The 17,932-nt window shown below is 60.5% G+C and carries 18 protein-coding genes; all 18 read right to left on the reverse strand.

Annotation, left to right across the window (positions count from 1 at the left end):
- Positions 1-35: 35 nt before the first annotated feature.
- Positions 36-1,472, reverse strand: a complete 1,437-nt coding sequence (locus RR842_RS01825) for an APC family permease (protein ID WP_332553389.1) — start codon at positions 1,470-1,472, stop codon at positions 36-38.
- Between the two features lie 117 nt (positions 1,473-1,589).
- Positions 1,590-2,450: an aldo/keto reductase gene (locus RR842_RS01830; RefSeq protein WP_332513620.1), complete on the reverse strand. Its 861-nt coding sequence runs from the start codon at positions 2,448-2,450 to the stop codon at positions 1,590-1,592.
- A 190-nt stretch (positions 2,451-2,640) separates the two neighbouring features.
- Positions 2,641-4,314, reverse strand: coding sequence for an AMP-binding protein (locus tag RR842_RS01835; protein ID WP_332513618.1), 1,674 nt, complete (start codon positions 4,312-4,314; stop codon positions 2,641-2,643).
- Positions 4,315-4,326: 12 nt separating this feature from the next.
- A complete protein-coding gene (locus RR842_RS01840) occupies positions 4,327-4,887 on the reverse strand; it encodes a cupin domain-containing protein (RefSeq protein WP_332513616.1) in 561 nt (186 codons plus the stop codon).
- 10 nt (positions 4,888-4,897) lie between these two features.
- Complete coding sequence (locus tag RR842_RS01845; protein ID WP_332513614.1) at positions 4,898-5,434, reverse strand: 2-oxoacid:acceptor oxidoreductase family protein; 537 nt, start codon at positions 5,432-5,434, stop codon at positions 4,898-4,900.
- Complete coding sequence (locus RR842_RS01850) at positions 5,431-6,270, reverse strand: thiamine pyrophosphate-dependent enzyme (RefSeq protein WP_332513613.1); 840 nt, start codon at positions 6,268-6,270, stop codon at positions 5,431-5,433. Before RR842_RS01850 ends, RR842_RS01845 begins: the two co-directional genes overlap by 4 nt.
- Positions 6,271-6,272: 2 nt before the next feature.
- Positions 6,273-7,337, reverse strand: coding sequence for a 3-methyl-2-oxobutanoate dehydrogenase subunit VorB (locus RR842_RS01855; RefSeq protein WP_332513612.1), 1,065 nt, complete (start codon positions 7,335-7,337; stop codon positions 6,273-6,275).
- Positions 7,338-7,339: 2 nt separating this feature from the next.
- Positions 7,340-7,546: a 4Fe-4S binding protein gene (locus tag RR842_RS01860; RefSeq protein WP_332513610.1), complete on the reverse strand. Its 207-nt coding sequence runs from the start codon at positions 7,544-7,546 to the stop codon at positions 7,340-7,342.
- Positions 7,547-7,644: 98 nt separating this feature from the next.
- Positions 7,645-8,412 (reverse strand): ParA family protein, encoded by a 768-nt coding sequence (locus tag RR842_RS01865; RefSeq protein ID WP_332553391.1) that lies wholly within the window; start codon positions 8,410-8,412, stop codon positions 7,645-7,647.
- Positions 8,412-10,193: an AMP-binding protein gene (locus RR842_RS01870; RefSeq protein ID WP_332522023.1), complete on the reverse strand. Its 1,782-nt coding sequence runs from the start codon at positions 10,191-10,193 to the stop codon at positions 8,412-8,414. The genes RR842_RS01865 and RR842_RS01870 overlap by 1 nt, the downstream gene beginning before the upstream one ends.
- A gap of 125 nt (positions 10,194-10,318) precedes the next feature.
- Positions 10,319-10,903: a cupin domain-containing protein gene (locus tag RR842_RS01875; RefSeq protein ID WP_332513605.1), complete on the reverse strand. Its 585-nt coding sequence runs from the start codon at positions 10,901-10,903 to the stop codon at positions 10,319-10,321.
- Between the two features lie 281 nt (positions 10,904-11,184).
- Positions 11,185-12,639, reverse strand: a complete 1,455-nt coding sequence (locus tag RR842_RS01880; RefSeq protein ID WP_332728880.1) for a transcription antitermination factor NusB — start codon at positions 12,637-12,639, stop codon at positions 11,185-11,187.
- Entirely contained in the window at positions 12,632-13,588 is a 957-nt protein-coding gene (gene fmt / locus RR842_RS01885; RefSeq protein WP_332728882.1) for a methionyl-tRNA formyltransferase, read from the reverse strand. The genes RR842_RS01880 and fmt overlap by 8 nt, the downstream gene beginning before the upstream one ends.
- The gene (gene def / locus RR842_RS01890; protein WP_332513600.1) at positions 13,588-14,127 is read right to left on the reverse strand and encodes a peptide deformylase; all 540 of its coding nucleotides are present in this window, start codon (positions 14,125-14,127) and stop codon (positions 13,588-13,590) included. Before def ends, fmt begins: the two co-directional genes overlap by 1 nt.
- Before the next feature lie 200 nt (positions 14,128-14,327).
- A complete protein-coding gene (locus RR842_RS01895; protein ID WP_332728883.1) occupies positions 14,328-15,293 on the reverse strand; it encodes a stomatin-like protein in 966 nt (321 codons plus the stop codon).
- A gap of 2 nt (positions 15,294-15,295) precedes the next feature.
- Complete coding sequence (locus tag RR842_RS01900) at positions 15,296-15,718, reverse strand: NfeD family protein (RefSeq protein ID WP_332724267.1); 423 nt, start codon at positions 15,716-15,718, stop codon at positions 15,296-15,298.
- Between the two features lie 88 nt (positions 15,719-15,806).
- Positions 15,807-15,998 (reverse strand): hypothetical protein, encoded by a 192-nt coding sequence (locus RR842_RS01905; protein WP_332553395.1) that lies wholly within the window; start codon positions 15,996-15,998, stop codon positions 15,807-15,809.
- Positions 15,999-16,016: 18 nt separating this feature from the next.
- The coding region (gene brxL, locus RR842_RS01910) for a protease Lon-related BREX system protein BrxL (protein ID WP_332728884.1) at positions 16,017-17,932 on the reverse strand (1,916 nt) is incomplete at its 5' end.

Consider the following 17,932-nt stretch of genomic DNA (forward strand, 5'->3'; position numbering starts at 1 on the left):
CCTTGCGTGCAAGAGTTTGCCTTCGCATGGCAGCCCTATCCGCCCAGCTTCACATCGCGCCTGAGCACATAGCGCAGCACCAGGTAATACCCCATGCCTACGGCGATCCATATCAACCCCAAAACCTTAGCCGGCACGTCAAGGCCCCACCAGGTGTAGCCGATGATCAGCATGCCCAGAAGCGGCGATACCAGGTGCGCAACCCAGCGGCCGTCGCGCTTCTTCACGAAGAAGTAGCCTATGACGGTCATATGCAGCAGCAGGAAGGCGGTCAGCGCGCCAAAATTCACGAACAGCGAGATGGTATCGGTGCCTAACTGGCCGAACGTCAGCACCAGCACCAACGTGAGCACGCCTACGAACAGCGAGGCCACGTAAGGCGTGCGGTACTTCGGGTGCACCTTCGCCAAAGGACGCGGCAGATTTCCGTCGCGGCCCATAGCGAACAAGATGCGCGACACGGCCGTCTGGGCGGCCAGCGCCGTGAAGATGCCCCAGGAAAGCGCGGTGGCAAGCGCGCACACCACATAGAGCGGGCGCCCACCCACCACTTGCGCTACCAGGTAGAACGCATTTCCCTGATCGTCTTTGAACACGGCTCCGTCCGGGCTGATGCATCCCGCGAGGTAGGTCTGCAGCACGAACAGTGTACCCACGATCAAAAGCGACGCCATCATAGCGCGCCCCGGGCCGCGCCGTCCGTCCTTGGCCTCCTCCGACAGCGTGGCAATGCCGTCGAAGCCCAGAAACGACAGCACACCCAACGACACCGCGCTGATGACGAGCGACGGATCGAACGTAGCCGCATTGAACAGGGGGTCTAAGGTAAACCCATGCGACGCGGGATCGGTCGCCAGCCATTTCACGCCCAGTACGACAAACACGGCCAGGCAGAGCACTTCCAAAGCCAGCGCTACCCGGTCCACGATGTTCGCCAGCTCGATGCCGCGCACGTTCACGAACGTGTTCACCACCACGAACGCGATGGAGAATACCCAGGGAGGCACCTCGGGCACGATGCCCGAAAGCGCATGCGAAGCCACGACGTAGAGCAGCACCGGGATAAGCAGGTAGTCCAAAAGCAGCGTCCATCCCGACACGAATCCGATACCGGGCCCGAGGCCCCGCGACGTATAGGCGTACACCGACCCCGATGCAGGGAACTCCCTTATCAGCATGCCATAAGAAAGCGCCGTGAACACCATGGCGAGCGTGCCCACCAAGTACACGAGCGCCGGCATGCCGCCCGAATCCGCGAACACGCCCCCGTAGATGCCGAACGGCGCAATGGGAACCATGAAGATGAGTCCGTACACCACCATATCGGGCACGGTGAGCACCCGTTCGAGCTTGGGCTTGCCAGCCTCAGCATCAGCAGGGGAAGAAGGAGCGCCTGCCGTATCGGGAGCATCCGCCCCGGAACCCGAAGTAACCGATGTAGTTGAAGCTTTCTTGCGTGCGACTCGCGCCATAGGCTGGCTCCTTTCGGGGATACGGACAACAGCGCAGAGCGCATCTGCCGGCCTGTGCAGCCGGATGTGTTGCACCTTCTCGGGCGAGCTCCGAAGGCCCGCAGCTTTCAAGGAAGCCTAGAAGTCCACTGTGTCGGGATCGAGGCCGCTTTGTCCAAGCGGGTCCAACCCGTCGATACGGCGCAAGTCCTCGTCAGAGATATCGAACCAGAACACACGGGCGTTCTCGGCAATGCGACCAGCATCCACCGAGCGCGGCAGCGGGATAGCATGGCGCTGCAAACACCAACGGATGCACAGCTGCGCCACCGTGCAGCCATAAGCCGACGCGATGTCACGAAGCACCTCGTTTTCCAGCACACGACCCGATCCCAGCGGCGACCACGCCTCCACAAGGATATGGTGCCGCTCGCAGAAGGCGCGGGTTTCCTCCTGGTTGCAGCCAGGATGCAGTTCGATCTGGTTCACCATAGGCAGGATCTCGGCTGCCTCCATGAGCGGCTCCAAGTGGCGAGGCTTGAAGTTGCACACGCCGATCGCCTTCACCAAGCCGTCCAGGTAGAGCGTTTCCAGGGCCCGCCAAGTTTCTTGGTTGGTGCGCTGCCATGCGGTATCGGCACCCTTCGCAGCCGGCCAGTGGATCAGGTAGAGGTCCACGTATTCCAAACCCAGCTTCTTGCGGGACTTTTCGAACGCCGCAAGCGTTTGCTCGTAACCACGTTCGGTGTTCCACACCTTGGTCGTGAGGAACAGATCCTCATGTGAGAAAGCGGATGCCGCGCGGGCCCTGCCCACCATATCCTCGTTCCCGTAAAAAGCCGCCGTATCGATATGGCGGTAGCCATCGCGCACGGCTTGGCACACTGCCCCTTGGCCCGCCTCGTCGTTTGGCAGCTTCCAAGTGCCAAACCCGATACAAGGGATGCCGTAGCCGTTGCGCAGGACGATCTTGTCGCCAGAATGCTGCAAATCAGCCATGATGCCTCCTAACCCGCAGGCTGCACAAGCATGCGAAACCCGCGTCTGCTTTCGTTTGGAGCCACCATACCCGCCTCAGAGCAAACGCAACGCGAGCGCAGGCATCCGTTGCGCGACCGTAGGGGAACCGTCTTTAGCGGGCGGCACGGCGTACCGCAAGAGGAAAGGCACCCTTTCGGGTGCCTTTCCGTCAATCCTCGATACCGTCCTGGTTACGGATCAGCTTGCGCTTGATCTTGCCGCCCACCGTCTTGGGCAGTTCGTCCACGAACTCGACGATGCGCGGGTACTTGTAGGGCGCCGTCGTGTGCTTCACGTGGTTCTGCAGCTCCTTGACCAGCTCGTCGCTTGCCTCCCAGCCGCGCGCCAGCACGACAGTGGCCTTCACCACCTTGCCGCGCACCGGATCGGGTGCAGCCGTGACGGCGCATTCCACGACAGCGGGGTGCACGATAAGCGCGCTTTCCACCTCGAAGGGGCCGATGCGATAGCCCGAGCACTTGATAACATCGTCGTCGCGACCCACGAAGAAGCAGTAGCCGTCCGAATCACGCCATGCCATGTCGTGTAGGTTGTAATACTCTCCGCCCACCGCCTCGCGCGTGCGATCCTCGTCGTGATAGTAGCCCACGAACAGGCCCGGCGGATAGGCCTCCTTCAGGCCGGTAACGCAGATGGCACCCTCTTCACCGTCGGGTACTTCGACACCCGCATCGTCCAGCAGCTTGACATTCAGCAAAGGCGAGGGCTTGCCCATCGAGCCGGGACGCGGGTCGATCCACGGGAACGTGGCCAAGAGCACAGGACCCTCCGACTGGCCGAACCCTTCGCGGATACGCTTGCCGGTAAGGCGCTCCCAGGCAAGCGTGACCTCGGCGTTCAAGGGCTCGCCTGCCGTGGCGAAGTTAGCTACGCTGGACAGATCGTAGGATGCGACATCCTCCTGCAGCATGAAGCGGTACATGGTGGGAGGGGCGCAGAACGTGGTCAGGCGGTAGTCTTGGATCTTCTGTAGCAGCGCCGTGGGTACGAACTTATCCATATCGTACGCGAAGATGGTCGCGCCCGCGATCCACTGGCCGTAAATCTTACCCCAGCCGAATTTAGCCCAGCCGCTGTCGGTCACGCTTAGATGCAGCGTATCCTCCTGCACCTGTTGCCAGTACTTCGCCGTGATGATGTGTCCCAGAGGATGCGCGAAGTTGTGGCACACCGCCTTCGCCATGCCGGTCGTGCCGGAGGTGAAGTAGATGAGCATGGTGTCCTTGCTCGTGACGCCCGCGTCGCCTACGGGACGCTCGAAGGCATCGGACTCGCCTTCGATAAGGGACTCGAAGGACGTCCATCCGTCGCGCTGGCCCGCCACGATGATGCGCTGGCAGACGGACGGAGTCTCGGGCAGCGCCTCTTCCACCTGGCCGCACACGTAGTCGTCGTTCACGCACACCAGCATCTTCACCTGCGCGCCTCGCGCGCGGTAGACGATGTCTTTAGCCGTGAGTTGCAAGGTAGCCGGGATGATGGTGGCACCCAGCTTGCACAGCGCCACCGCGCACACCCAATACTCCCAACGGCGACGCAAGATGGCCATGACCACGTCGCCCTTGCCGATGCCGAGCTTCGCGAAGGCGTTGGCCGCCTGGTTGGATAGGCGCGCCATCTCGTCGAACGTGAACGTGTGCTCGCCGTCGTGGTCATCGCACCACACCAGCGCCCGCTTCTCGGGCTCGACGCGCGCCCACTCGTCCACGACGTCAAACCCGAAGTTGAACGCCTCGGGCACGTCGATCCGGAAGTTCTCGTAAAAGTCCTCATACGAGTCGAACTCGATGCGCGGACAGTACTTTTTCAGAATATGATCCACAGGTCGCGCTTTCTACTCAGCGATGATCGTGACGAATTTGGCAGGCACGTCTCCCCCGCAACGCTGGCCGTGCGGATGCGTCGGGTTGAAGTACATGCTGTCGCCGGCGTTCAGCTCGAATTCCTTGTCGCCCCAGTTCACGATAACGGTACCCTCGAGCACCAGGTTGAACTCCTGGCCCGTGTGGGTCACGAGCTTCGCAGGTTCGTCTGACGGGTCGAGCACCACCAGCAAAGGCTGCATGATCTTGCCGGTGTAGCGCCAGGCCAGATCTTCGAAGTGGTAACCTGGGTAGCGGTCGACCTCGCGGCCCTCGCCGCTCTTCACCACTTGGTAGGTATCGAGCTTGGCAGCCGTTCCCGTAAGTATTTCGGTAAACTCCACGCCGAACTTGTGCGCCAAGTGATAGATGGCAGAGATAGGCACGTCAGCACCCGTCTCCTCCCACTGCTCGTACTTCGAAAGCGGCACTTCCAGCTCGGCCGCCATGTCCTCGCACGTCACATCGCAAGCCTCGCGCAATCCCTTGATGCGTAGGCCGATCTCCGTCATTGCCGCCGTATCGGCTACCATAGTCGCTCCCTTAAGCGTCGATGCCCAGTTGGAGGGCACGCTTGTTCATGTCCAGCATCTTGGCCTTACTTGCAGGCACGCACTTCTCGATGGCCTTCCAAAGCGTTTCCTCGCTGCAAAAGCCCGTTTCCGCGAACAGCTTGCCGGCACAGATGATGTTGGCCAGCTTCTTGAAGCCCGCTTCCTCGGCCATGGCCGTTGCCGGGATGGAGCAGGTGCGCACGCCTTCGATCTCGGGAACGCGCTGCACGAGTGTCGAGTCGGCGATGACGAGGCCGCCCGGGGCCACGCTGTTCTCGAACTTGTCCATGGAAGGCTGGTTCATCACCACCAGCACTTCGGGCGAGAGCACCAACGGGCTGCCGATGGCGTCGTCGGCCAAGCACACACTGCAGTTGGCCGTGCCGCCGCGCATCTCGGGACCGTAGGAGGGCAGCCACGATACCTCACGGCCCTCGATCAGACCGGCGTAAGCCACGAGCTTGCCGGCGAACAGGATGCCTTGGCCGCCAAAACCGGCCAACACGATGTTGTACGAGCGGCTCATCGGGCGTCTCCTTCGCTCTTCGGTTGCGCTATCGGGCAGTTCGCGGCGCGCGCCACGGCCGCTTCGGTCGCGTTGGCGAAGCCTTCGGCCACGACGTCTCGGTACACGCCCAAAGGATAGTACGGCAGCATGTTCTCGCGCATCCACTCAAACGATGCCTGAGGCGTGAGGCCCCAGTTCGTCGGACAGGTTGATACGACTTCGATCATCGAATAGCCCACGCCGTCGATCTGGTTTTGGAATGCCTTCTTGATGGCCTTCTTCGCCTTGCGCACGTTTTTCGGAGTGTCCACCGTCACGCGCTCGAGATACGCCACGCCGTCCAACGAGCTCATAAGCTCGCTCACGCGGATGGGGAACCCGGCGACAGCCGTGTCGCGGCCGTAGGGGCTTGTCTGCGTCACCTGGTTCGGCAAGCTGGTGGGGGCCATCTGGCCACCCGTCATGCCGTAGATGGCGTTGTTGATGAAGATGACCGTGATATGCTCGCCGCGCGTGGCCGCGTGTATCGTCTCGGCCATGCCGATGGAGGCCAAGTCGCCGTCGCCTTGGTAGGCGAACACCACTCTGTCGGGCAGGGCGCGCTTCACGCCCGTGGCAACCGCCGGAGCACGGCCATGGGCCGCCTGGATCATGTCGCAGGAGAAGAAGTCGGGGTTCGTCACCGCGCAGCCTACCGGCGCCACGCCGATGGTATCGCCCTCGATACCCAACTCGTCGATGGTTTCAGCCACCAAGCGGTGCACGATGCCGTGCGGGCAGCCCGGGCAGTAGTTCGTGATGACGGGCAGGAGCGCATGCGGGCGCTCGAACACGATTTTCTCTTCGGCACTCATGATCAGGCACCTACCTTTCCCTGCAACGCTTCGATCTGCGCGAGCACCTCCACCGGAGTGGGGATGATGCCGCCCGTGCGGCCAAAGAACTCAACCGGCACGCGGCCCTCGGAGACGAGGCGGATGTCGTCGACCATCTGGCCCATGTTCATCTCGACGCTCAGGAACGCCTTCGCGGTGCCCATGACGCTCTCAAGCGCATCGGCCGGGAACGGCCACAGCGTGATCGGGCGGATGAGGCCCGCTTTGATGCCCTTCTCGCGGGCCGACACGACCGCGCTGCGGGCGATGCGCGAAGACGCGCCGAAGGCCACCAGCACGATGTCGGCGTCCTCGACCATAAACAGCTCGGCGCGCTGCTCGTTTTTCTTGATGACATCGTAGCGCTCGAAACGCTCGCGGTTCAGGCGCTCCAAGTCCTCCGCCTGCAAGTACAGCGAGTCGACAATGTTGTGCGCGCGCTCGTTCTTGTGCCCGCGCGCCGCCCACGGCTTGTCGGCCAGCTCGCCCTTCGGCTCGGGTAGCACCACCGGCTCCATCATCTGGCCCAGCATGCCGTCGGCAAGCAGCATGACCGGGATGCGGTACTCGTCGGCCTTGTCGAAGGCCAGGTACGCGCAGTCCGCCATTTCCTGCACGGTGGAGGGGGCGTACACCATGATCTGAAAGTCGCCATGACCCGTCGCGCGCGTTGCCTGCCAGTAGTCGGACTGCGACGGCTGGATGCCGCCGAGGCCCGGGCCGCCGCGCTGCACGTTCACGATGACGCCCGGCAGATCGCAGCCGGCCATGTAGGAGATGCCCTCGCCCTTGAGCGAGATGCCCGGCGAAGACGACGACGTCATGACGCGCGCGCCGGTGGCTGCAGCGCCGTACACCATGTTGATGGCCGCGATCTCGCTTTCAGCCTGCAAGAACGTGCCGCCGATCTTGGGCATGCACTTGGACATGTAGGCCGCAAGCTCGGTCTGCGGCGTGATGGGGTATCCGAAGAAGAACCGGCATCCGGCGCGAAGCGCGCTCTCAGCCATGGCCTCGTTGCCCTTCATCAGCACTTTCTCTGCCATAGTTATCTCACCACCGTAATCGCGACGTCGGGGCACATAAGTGCGCACGACATGCAAGCCGTGCATTTCTCTGCATCGATGCAACGCGCCGGGTGGTAACCCTTCGCGGTGATCTTGTCTAGGTCGAGCTCGATGATATGCGTCGGGCACGCGTCGACGCACAGGCCGCACCCTTTGCAGAAGTGCTCTTCAACTTCTATTCTCGCCATGTCGGAACCTTCCTCGTCTGGTGCGTCCGCGTCGCCGCGCCGGGACACGCGAACCGAATGCGTCGTGGCAAGTTCAAGCCACCGGCGCCACTCTCATGTTATTCCCAAGGAGTACGTACATATATTCGCACAGGATAGAGCGCTTGCCGACCATCATTTGGGCCAATGAGGGTACATTGGTCGGTGAACGCCGTTGGCACGGTCGTACACGCAAGCGGAAGCCCCGCTTGGTCGGCCACCGCCTGCGCGAAGGGGATGCCGCGCGCGATGACGTCTTCGTCGGTATCCTGCTTGAGATGCGTGTTGTTTACGATGGCCGTGGCTTGAAGATGGGACTTCGCCTCGATCTCGCGCAGCACCTCCACCGCCTCCGCAGGCTCTTGCGTGAGGTTGCGGTTGCGGTTCACGACGTAGAGCATATCGTAGTGATCCGCCGCGATGGCAGGAGCGAAGCGGCCGAGCGCCGTGGCACCCACATCGTCGCCTCCTGCATCGATGATGACCAACTTACGCGGCGGCAGCTGAGCCGTCGGGTCGCCGAAGCTGCACGCCCCCGTCATCATGGCAAGCCATGATGCACGCGCTTGCTCGATGGCCGGCTCGGTGGCGCCCGACAGGCTGGGGCTGTCCAGGTTCGTGCCCGCGAACACGGGCGCGATCAGCCGCACGCCATGCTCCTCGAGCAGAGACCGGCTGTCGCTTGAGCGGAAGTACGGGTTCACCACGTCCAGATCGGACAGCGTCACCTTGAAGCCGTGCGCAGCGGCGTCGATGGCCAGGTTCAGCGCGAAGTTCGTCTTGCCCACCCCGTAGTGGCCACACACGACCACGACCGGCGTGCGGGGGATGTACGTCTCGACTTTCATCACACGAGCCCTTCAGGTGTCTTCGGCGCTTCGTCCGTCTGGCGGATGGCTGCGCGGCGGATCTTGCCGTTCACAGTCTTGGGCAGTGCGTCGACGTACTCCACGATGCGAGGGTATTTGTAGGGAGCCGTGCGCTTCTTCACCCAGGCTTGCAGCTCGCGCGTAAGCTCGTCGGTACCCGAGAAGCCTTCGGCCAGCACGATAGTGGCCTTCACGGCCTTGCCGCGCGTGGGGTCGGGCACGCCGGTCACCGCGCACTCGCGCACCGACTCGTGCTCCAAAAGCACGCTTTCGATCTCGAAGGGGCCTATGCGGTAGCCGCTCGACTTGATGACGTCGTCGTTGCGCCCGACGTACCAGTAGTAGCCGTCCTCGTCGCGCCACGCCGTGTCGCCGGTGTGGTACCAGCCCTCGTGCATGGCCTCGGCGGTCTTGCCGGGGTCGCGGTAGTATTCCAACATGATGCCGGCCGCCTTGGTCGACACGTCGATGCACACCTCACCGGTCTCGCCCGTATCGCAAACGGAGCCGTCTTCTCGCAGTATCTCCAGATGGTACAACGGAACCGGCTTGCCCATAGACCCGGGACGCGGCGTGGAGTTTGTCAGGTTCGCAATGGTGAGCGGCGTCTCGGTCTGGCCGAAGCCCTCGAAGATGGTCAGCCCCGTATGCTCTTTCCAAAAGTCGAACAAGTCCGGGTTCAGCGCCTCGCCCGCCGTCGTGGAGTACACGAGCGACGAGAGGTCGTAGGCATCGATATCCTCGGCCATCATCATGCGGTACATGGTGGGCGGGCAGCACAGCGTCGTGATGCCGTAGCGACCGATGAGCGTCAATATCTCGGAAGGGTGGAAACGGTCGAAGTCGTACGTGAACACGCACGCCTCCATGAGCCACTGTCCGTAGTACTTGCCCCATACGGCCTTGCCCCAGCCGGTATCGGCGATGGTGAAGTGCAGGCCGTCGGGCTCCACGTTGTGCCAGTGCTTCGCCGTCACGATGTGCGCAAGCGCGTAGGCGGAATCGTGCAGCACCATCTTCGGGTTGCCCGACGTGCCGGACGAGAAGTACATGAGCATAGGATCGGCCGACAGCGTGTCCCGTCGCACGAAATCCTCCGACGCGGCGCGCACGCCCGTGTTGAAGTCCAACCAGCCCTCGCGGACGGCCGGCGCGGCGCAGATGCCCTCCTTGCCCGAAAGAGCGGCGCCCAAAGGCGCTCCGTCATCCGGGAACACCAGGTTGCCCTCGGTATCTTCCGGCGTGAGACCGCCCCCCGCACCGTTCACCAGTATGCGCACCTTGAGCTCGGCGGCCGCGTCGTATACGTTGTCCGTCACGCTCGCGATGTCTCCGAGCGACGTGGCGATAACCGCTTTGATGGACGCGCCGTTCAGGCGGTACTCCAGATCGTGCTCTTTCAGCATGAACGTAGCCGGCACCATGACCGCGCCCAGCTTCGCCAACGCCGTGGCGACGAACCAGAACTGGTAATGGCGACGCAGGATGACCATGACCATGTCGCCCGCACCGATCCCTGCCTCGGCCAGGAAGTTCGCCGTTTTGTCAGACCAGCGCTTCATATCGGCGAACGTGAACACGTGCTCCTCGCCCTCCGGATTGCACCACACCATGGCACGCCGGGAGGGGTCGGCTGCGGCGATATCGTCGACCACCTCGTAGCCGAAGTTGAAGTTATCGGGGCAGTTTACGTTGAACGTGGTCAGAAGCCCGTCTTCGCTATAAGATTCCTCGACGTAGCGCAGATTCAAGTTTCTCATGGGTATCTCTTGCTCTCTGTATGCAATGCGGCAGCCGAGCCGCAAAACGGATAGGATCATCAGATAAGGCACTGGAGAGGGCACGATTGCATTAAGCATGCCCGAAGTGCAGCCTCCGGCAGCGCCTAGATAATCGAATCCTCCTGGGATCTCATGACGATGGCCAGGAAGGTGCACGGCTCGCCGCCGGCAGCGATCATGCCATGGCCGCGGCCGGAGTCGTACATGAGCAGGTCGCCCGCTTCAAGCTCCTCGACGTGATCCTCGTAGGCGAAACGCATGCGCCCCGAGATGACGAAATCCAGCTCCTGGCCCTTATGGTAGGACAGGTGAATAGGGCCTTCTTGCTCTTCTTCCAGATAAGGGGCGGTAACCAAGAAAGGCTCGGCCAGCTTGTTCTTGAAATGCGGCGCCTTGTGCAGGTACTCGAAACCGGCGCGGCGCTTGATGGACAGGCCCTCAGCTGCACGCGTAAGCGAGTAGCCCGACAGGTGCGGGTTCTCGCCGGTCAGAAGCTCGATGACGTCCACGCCCAGACGCTCGGCGCATTTGTACAGGAACGTGAACGACAGGTCCTGGTCGCCCGATTCCTGCGCGGCGTACTCGGCCACGGTACGGCCCGTCGCGTCGGCCATCTCCTGCATCGTGATGTCGAGGTCTTCGCGAAGCGCGCAAATGCGTCCTGCCACCTCTTTGATATTCGGCTCCATAACAGCTCAGACCTCCCTCGTTTTGCTCGTGGCGTCCTCTTGCGGCGCCCTTCCAGTAAAAGTCGTCCTATTGTATAGCAAGCCGGTCGGACTTGCAGACAGGTGCGGGGAATTTCCGCAGGCGGCTGGTCAAGAAACCGCAAATGACCATCGCACCCCCTATTGAAAACAGCTGGCTCATGAATAATCCGATGCGGCCCGAGAAATCTCGGGCCGCATCGGATTCAGCACACTATCGAGAATATGCCAGGTTCAAGCATGTTCGTTTGATTCAAAGTTCCTCAGCGTTTGCGTACAAAGCGCACGGCGAAGTGGGCATCGGAAGAGCCGGGCTGTAGCCTGGTTGCCAAGCACGAGCGATCTCCCAGAGGAGCAAGCTCGAAGCCTGCGCCCTGCTCGCTCTCCAAGAAGCGCTTCACCACGCCGTTGTTCTCGGCATGCGTCACCGTGCAGGTAGCATAGGCAAGCTGGCCTCCACGCGCCACGTGATCGGCAGCCGAGCACAGCAGCGAGAGGCCGAGGGTGGCCATCTCCGACATGCGCTGTTCGGTCAGGCGCCAACGGATCTCAGGATGGCGGCGCAACGTACCAAGCCCGGTGCACGGAGCGTCGATAAACACCGCGTCGAACTGCCGAGCACCGACAACCTCGTCGAGCCTCGTCGCGTCGCCGGTGAGCGCTTCGACCACAGCCACGCCGTACTCTTCGACGCGATCCCGCAGAAGTTTGGTCTTGAACGCATGGTTGTCCAGCGAGAAAAGCTCCACCTGGCTGCCATAGGCACGCAGCGCATCGCTTTGCAACAGGATGGTCTTCGTGCCGCGCCCGGCTCCGATCTCCAGCAGAGATGCCGGCATGCGCTCAGGCAGCACGCAGGCAGCCACTAACTGCGACGCAGCATCCGACACGAGCACCTTGCCCTCACTGAAGAGGCTTTTCACACGGCGATCCTGCAGCACGCGTGAGTCGGGCACGCGATAGCAACCCGGCACGGCCTTGCCGTCGAGAGCGACCGGCTCTACTTGGCTGGATGCCGCGGCAAACGCCCGGCACACCTCGTCGGACGTCGCTTTGATCTCGTTGACCGCGATGAACAGCGGTGCCGGCTCGTTGGAAGCGCGCATGAAGTCGACGGCCGCCCGGGGGCCCAGGTCGGCCACGAGGCGCTTCGTCAGCCACAGGGGAAACGCATGCAGTCGGGCCAATGCGGCGACATCACGCGTCGGATCGCCGAAGGGGAACTGCGGCTTGCACGCAACGACTTTGCGCAGCACGGCGTTGCCCAGCCCTGCCGCGCGCGGCTGAACCGAGCGCACCAGCTCAACGCCCTGATCGACGGCTGCATGCGGGCTTTTATCTAGGAACATGATCTCGTAGACGGCGATGCGCAGCGCATCGCGCACGTCGTCTTGCACATCGGTCGGAGAACGCAGAGAACGGTCGACGATCTCGTCGAGGGTACCGACTGCGCTCACGACGCCCAGCACGAGCCTGGTGGCAAACGCACGGTCTTCGGGACTCAGGCGCGCCTCGTCGATACGCGACGCGATGAGGTCTTGGGCGTAGGCATCGCGCTCGCGCACCGCACGGCATACGTCCAGCGCAGCAAGGCGCGCCGGGCTCGCCTTCGAGGGGAAGGCACGCTTGCCTGCCGGCTGCTCGGCAGCGGTCGGTTCCTGCGGCCCACGACGCGCGTCATGGTTGCGACGTTCACTTCGATTGTGCCGTTCATTCATGAGCAGCCTCCCATATCACAGAACCGCCCTTGATGCCTTGCACGCCGGCAGCGAAAGAACGTCCGTCCATACTTTGTTTGCCGTCCGGTTTCAAGGAAACCACTTCGACCACGCCATCGCGCAGGCCCAGAAACAGGCGCTTGCCCGCAAACCGCACGGTGCCGGAAACCATACCTTCGGTCAGCTCCACCGCCGTGCCAACGGGAACGCCGAGTTCCGTCACGGTAACAGCACGCCCAGCAACGACGGCGCGAGCGGGATGGGCCGTGCTTGAGGCCTGTGCCTTGCGCACAGCCTCGATTACCGTATCGCTTGGAGCAAGGAAGAGCTCGCCTTTTCCCACCTTGGAGGCATAGGTCACCTTGGCCTCGTCCTGGTCCGTCCAATCGGCCGCCCCGCCCTGAACCAAAACCAACGCCGTAAGCAGCGCGTGCGATCCGAGGTTCGCCAGCTCGTCGGTGAGCTTAGAGGCGCTCTTGGTATCGATGCGCGCCGTACGGCATACGCAGTAGGCACCCGTGTCCAGGCCCTCTTCCATACGCATGACGCACACGCCCGTCTCAATGTCGCCCGCAAGAATGGCACGCTCCACTGGCGCGGCGCCGCGCCAACGCGGCAGGAGCGACGCGTGCACGTTCAAGCACCCGAAGCGGGGGATGTCCAGCACTGCTTTCGGCAGGATGGCACCGTAAGCCGCCACGCATATCACCTCGGGCTCGAGCGCGGCCAGAGCCTGTTGCTCGGCCTCGTCGCGCAGCGTCTTCGGCGTGCGCACCGGTAGGCCCAGACGTTCTGCCATGGCCTTCACCGGAGAGGCTGCCAGCTGCTTGCCACGTCCGCGCACCGCGTCGGGACGCGTGTACACGGCAACCACCTCATGCTGCTGGGACAGGTCTTCTAAGATGGTGGCCGCAAAATCCGGCGTACCCATGAAGACGAGGCGCATCATCAACGTACCCGTGGGTCGAGCGAAGTCTCCCCCGGCTTTGCACCGGCTTTGAGCGCCAGTTCGTAGTCGCGCAGCGCCTGAATGCGCGCCAGAGGGTCGCAGCGCTCGAACATAGTGACCCCGTCCAGATGGTCCAATTCATGCTGCAGGCAGCGGCCCAGAAGCTCGTCGCCCTCGATCTCCCATTCCTCGCCGTCCAGGTCGAAGTAGCGCACGCGCGCCCAAGGGGGCCGCGCGATAGGCACCGAGATACCAGGGCATGACAGGCACCCCTCCCCCTCGACGACCAGCTCGCCCTGCGTCTCGACGAGCACGGGGTTCACCAGCACGATAGGATCTTGTTCGTCACCTTCGTCGCAATCGATGACCACCAGGCGCTTGGCCACACCCAATTGAGGGGCTGCCAAACCACAACCGCTGTTCTGGTACATGGCGCGCGCCATCTGCTTCGCCAGTTTCTTCAGGTTCTTGTCACCTAGGTCGCAAGGCTCGCACACCTGGTTCAGGACCGGGTCGGGCGACCGCACGATATCGATCATGTAAGCCACGTCCTTCTCATATTGAGCGAAGACGTCCCAGCGCAGGCCGGGACGTCGAAAATACCTATAAGGGCATTGTGCAGTTTCGCACAGGGCTTGTCCAGTGGCATGCTGCAAACATCCATAAAACCCAAGATGACCAAGGGAAGGACAAAGTGCCGAGCCCGGCTTTTAGCGGGGTCTAGAAGCCCCTACGCTCGCTAGGCCATCGTCCCCCGGTCGGTCTTATCGTCGACCACGATCTCCTTGAGGGAGGCGGCCAATCCGGCGAGGCCCTGGAGGTTCGAGGGAATGATGAGCTTGGTGGCTTTGCCGTCGGCTACCTTCTTCAAGGCCTCGAAGGCCTGCAAGGTAAGGACGGCATTGTCGGCACCGGCTTCGCGGACCATGCGTATACCGTCGGCGGTGGCCTGCTGCACGTTCATGATGGCGGCGGCTTCACCCTCAGCTTCGCGAATCTGTTTCTCCTTGTCGGCCTCAGCCGCCAGGATGACCTGCTGCTTTGCCGCCTCGGCAGCCAGGATAATAGACTGCTTGTTGCCCTCGGCGATGGTGATGGCGGCCTGCTTCTCGCCCTCGGCCAAAAGCACGGCCTCGCGCTTCTCGCGCTCGGCTTTCATCTGCTTCTCCATGGCCTGCTGAATGGCAGCAGGCGGTGTGATGTTTTTCACTTCCACGCGATTTACTTTGATACCCCACGCATCAGTTGCCTCATCCAAGATAGAGCGCATCTTGGCATTGATGGTATCACGCGACACCAGCGTGGTATCCAACTCCAAATCGCCAATGATGTTGCGCAGTGTGGTGGCGGCCAGGTTCTCGATAGCAATAAGGGGGTTCTCCACGCCGTATGAGTACAGTTTTGCGTCCATGATCTGGAAGAACACCACCGTGTCGATAGACATGGTCACGTTGTCCTTCGTAATGACGGGTTGCGGCGGAAAGTCGAACACCTGCTCTTTGAGGGAGATGCCCATACGCACGCGATCGATGAACGGCACCTTAATATGCAGGCCGTTGTTCCAGGTGGTCAGGTACGAGCCCAGGCGCTCCACGATGGAAGCGCTGGCCTGCGGCACAATTTTGATACACGTGACCGAGAACAGCACCACAACCACCACCACAACAGCGATGGCAATGGTAAGCGGATCAAAGATAAAGTTCATGACTACTTCCTTTCAACAATGAGTTTGACGCTTTCCTGCGAGCGAACCACAACGCTCTCGCCTGCAGGAATAAGGGAACCATCGGCCGATCTGGCCGCCCACGACATACGATTCTCGGTCTCAACACGCCCCGCAAGTGCGTCGTTGTCGATAGCCTCCACCACAATAGCCGAAGCTCCTACCAGCGTTGGCTCGGCAGCTTGCCCGCGCTTGCGATACTTCGTGACCACGGGGCGCAACACCACCAAACACACGACCGACACCACTAGAAATACGATCATCTGCACAACGATATCGGCACCCAACAAGTTAGCCGCGAATGCCGCCAGCGCACCAATTACAAACCACATGGTAATAAGCCCAAGCGATACAATTTCAATCACGGCCATAACGGCCGCTATTCCCAGCCAAATAAAGGGATTCATGGGGCCTCCTATCCTGATGCCCGAAGTATAGCACCGATACCTTAGGGAATCGGCTCCGGCGCAGGCGACCATATGGACACGGTTCGCGCTAAACCTCGAAGCGTCGAAGATCCACCCCTAAAGACTCTGCCATCTCACAAAGCTCACGTCCCTGTGCTGCTTCAACTTGTGCGACGTCAATTACAGCAGCCGCAAAGCCGCTCATCATGGCGCTTCCACAATAGTCCAGCAAATACGCCCGCAAAGCATCCACGTCAATTGTGGCCACCAGCTCCACCATTCCCCTCCGATAAAATGCCTACAAATTTAATGCCTTTCTGGCCGCGGCAACGGGATCACCATCGGGGTAGAAATCAGGGCTCACCGCACCAATAAGCTCACTTGAAACGGTCTGCAAATCCTTTATGCACGATATAGGCAGCAATACTTTTTTCGCACCTGCATTCTTAGCCACCCGCATAATATCCTCAAGTCCGTGCAACTCATCCATCGTACCCGACAAGCGCAAGATACCGGGAATTACCGTTGAGGCCGTTACAGGACGGTTTGCTGCCGCCGAACAAAGGCCTACGAATTCCGCAAGAGAAACCTCGTCGGACAACCCTTTACCCTGCAAGTCGTTGACGAACAACAAGTAATCTTTGCTGCCTATATACATGCCCGAAGCCACGCGTGTTCCATTTTCGCCAAAGCACCTAAAAGCAGCTTCCATTGTTTCTTTCACCGGGCCACTGCGGCCAATACCCTCTGTTTGAAACTTAAAGTCGCCCACTATTGCTCGGTTTTCCAATTTATAAACAGCATACTCGTTGTCCATAGAGCGACCAACAGCAAACACGTGTCCCGGCAGCAGAGTACCATCGGGAATAAGGAAGCCTTGAGCCTGCTCAGGCACATACACAATGCACGATTCTTGCGGATTGTCCTTGTCGCTATAGCCAAGATTCACATCACCAAACTCAACGCCTGCCATAATTTTGAGCTGTTCTTTCACACGCCTGCGGCCCTCTATGGCATAGTCCAACACCATGCGAATGTCTTCTTTTGACATACGCTCATCGGGGAACAAGAGCTTAGCCAACCCGCTAAATGTTTTGCGCACGGCAATTTCATCGCGCTTATTAAAGTCGGCATTAAGTCGGAAGTTTTCGTCTATTACGTGTGAGAAATCCTTTTTGCGCATCTCTCTGCAAAACTCACTGAGGCAGTCGGTAATAAAGCCATAATGCTCGGTAAGTAAATCGCTGCGCATCTTGGGCACTTCCCAGCCAGGAAGGTAGTAATGGATGCGGTCGAAAAAAGCACTGTCGTTATTAAATTCAGGGGGAAACGGATCGAACAAGTGAGTGGTTTTGAGCACGTTTTGAACCGTGTCATTTATGTTTCCTTCCAGCACAATAGAAGCATCGGCACTGAACTGGTCACGTCCCCGGGCATAGCTGCCCGAAGCCATGAAGTCCTTCATAATTTGCACTGCATTGGCATCCTTAAAACGCATGCCAGCCACTTCGTCAAAGGTAACGCAATCCCAATATCCAACTAAACCTACTTTATCAGCACGCATACTGTTCAAGCGACCAAAGAGGTTTGCCGTGGTAGTCTGTCCGCCCGAAAGCAAAATTGCGTGCGGCGATACCTCTTTGTAGAGGTGAGACTTACCCGTACCCCGCGGGCCCAGCTCACACAAATTGTAATTGCGCTCAATAAGGGGAATCATGCGTGCCGCAAAGTGCATGCGCTCTTTTTCTGAAAGCGCATCAGACTCATACCCCGCCGAGCGCAGCAACAAAGCCATCCATTCGTCGGTAGTAAAATGCTCGCGCTGAGCCAAAATGCTATTAAGGTCTAGATTTGGCATCTGAATAGGAGTTAGGCTCAGCACGCTAAACGGGGAGTCTTCGGGCCCGCGCTTTTTAATCTTCCTCTTTCCCGGTTTTGGCTCATCAAAAATATCAAAGCCGTCGTCGCTTTCATCACCAAACGCGCGCTTATACTCGATGCGCATAATGCACCAAATACCACCTTGCAAGATCTTGCTATTCTCGCGGATATATTCAGGTTGAATAACAAAGGGGTCAATGGTTAAATTGGTAAAACTTGCCACGTAAAAATCTGAGAACTCATCCAGTCTGGCAGATACTTTATCAATAATGGTGTATTGCCCCAGCTCGCGAATTTTTGATTTTATGCGCTCCGACTCGTCCATACGCACAT

Origin of the sequence: Gordonibacter sp. (assembly GCF_036667095.1) — a bacterium.
In the GTDB taxonomy this organism is placed as follows: Bacteria; Actinomycetota; Coriobacteriia; order Coriobacteriales; family Eggerthellaceae; genus Gordonibacter.

What these genes read in the sequence shown, in the direction of transcription:
- RR842_RS01825 (WP_332553389.1), bottom strand. Translation starts at nt 1,472, where the DNA reads ATGGCGCGAGTCGCACGCAAGAAAGCTTCAACTACATCGGTTACTTCG.
- RR842_RS01830 (WP_332513620.1), bottom strand. Translation starts at nt 2,450, where the DNA reads ATGGCTGATTTGCAGCATTCTGGCGACAAGATCGTCCTGCGCAACGGC.
- RR842_RS01840 (WP_332513616.1), bottom strand. Translation starts at nt 4,887, where the DNA reads ATGGTAGCCGATACGGCGGCAATGACGGAGATCGGCCTACGCATCAAG.
- RR842_RS01845 (WP_332513614.1), bottom strand. Translation starts at nt 5,434, where the DNA reads ATGAGCCGCTCGTACAACATCGTGTTGGCCGGTTTTGGCGGCCAAGGC.
- RR842_RS01850 (WP_332513613.1), bottom strand. Translation starts at nt 6,270, where the DNA reads ATGAGTGCCGAAGAGAAAATCGTGTTCGAGCGCCCGCATGCGCTCCTG.
- RR842_RS01855 (WP_332513612.1), bottom strand. Translation starts at nt 7,337, where the DNA reads ATGGCAGAGAAAGTGCTGATGAAGGGCAACGAGGCCATGGCTGAGAGC.
- RR842_RS01860 (WP_332513610.1), bottom strand. Translation starts at nt 7,546, where the DNA reads ATGGCGAGAATAGAAGTTGAAGAGCACTTCTGCAAAGGGTGCGGCCTG.
- RR842_RS01865 (WP_332553391.1), bottom strand. Translation starts at nt 8,412, where the DNA reads ATGAAAGTCGAGACGTACATCCCCCGCACGCCGGTCGTGGTCGTGTGT.
- RR842_RS01870 (WP_332522023.1), bottom strand. Translation starts at nt 10,193, where the DNA reads ATGAGAAACTTGAATCTGCGCTACGTCGAGGAATCTTATAGCGAAGAC.
- RR842_RS01875 (WP_332513605.1), bottom strand. Translation starts at nt 10,903, where the DNA reads ATGGAGCCGAATATCAAAGAGGTGGCAGGACGCATTTGCGCGCTTCGC.
- RR842_RS01880 (WP_332728880.1), bottom strand. Translation starts at nt 12,639, where the DNA reads ATGAATGAACGGCACAATCGAAGTGAACGTCGCAACCATGACGCGCGT.
- fmt (WP_332728882.1), bottom strand. Translation starts at nt 13,588, where the DNA reads ATGATGCGCCTCGTCTTCATGGGTACGCCGGATTTTGCGGCCACCATC.
- def (WP_332513600.1), bottom strand. Translation starts at nt 14,127, where the DNA reads ATGATCGATATCGTGCGGTCGCCCGACCCGGTCCTGAACCAGGTGTGC.
- RR842_RS01895 (WP_332728883.1), bottom strand. Translation starts at nt 15,293, where the DNA reads ATGAACTTTATCTTTGATCCGCTTACCATTGCCATCGCTGTTGTGGTG.
- RR842_RS01900 (WP_332724267.1), bottom strand. Translation starts at nt 15,718, where the DNA reads ATGAATCCCTTTATTTGGCTGGGAATAGCGGCCGTTATGGCCGTGATT.
- RR842_RS01905 (WP_332553395.1), bottom strand. Translation starts at nt 15,998, where the DNA reads ATGGTGGAGCTGGTGGCCACAATTGACGTGGATGCTTTGCGGGCGTAT.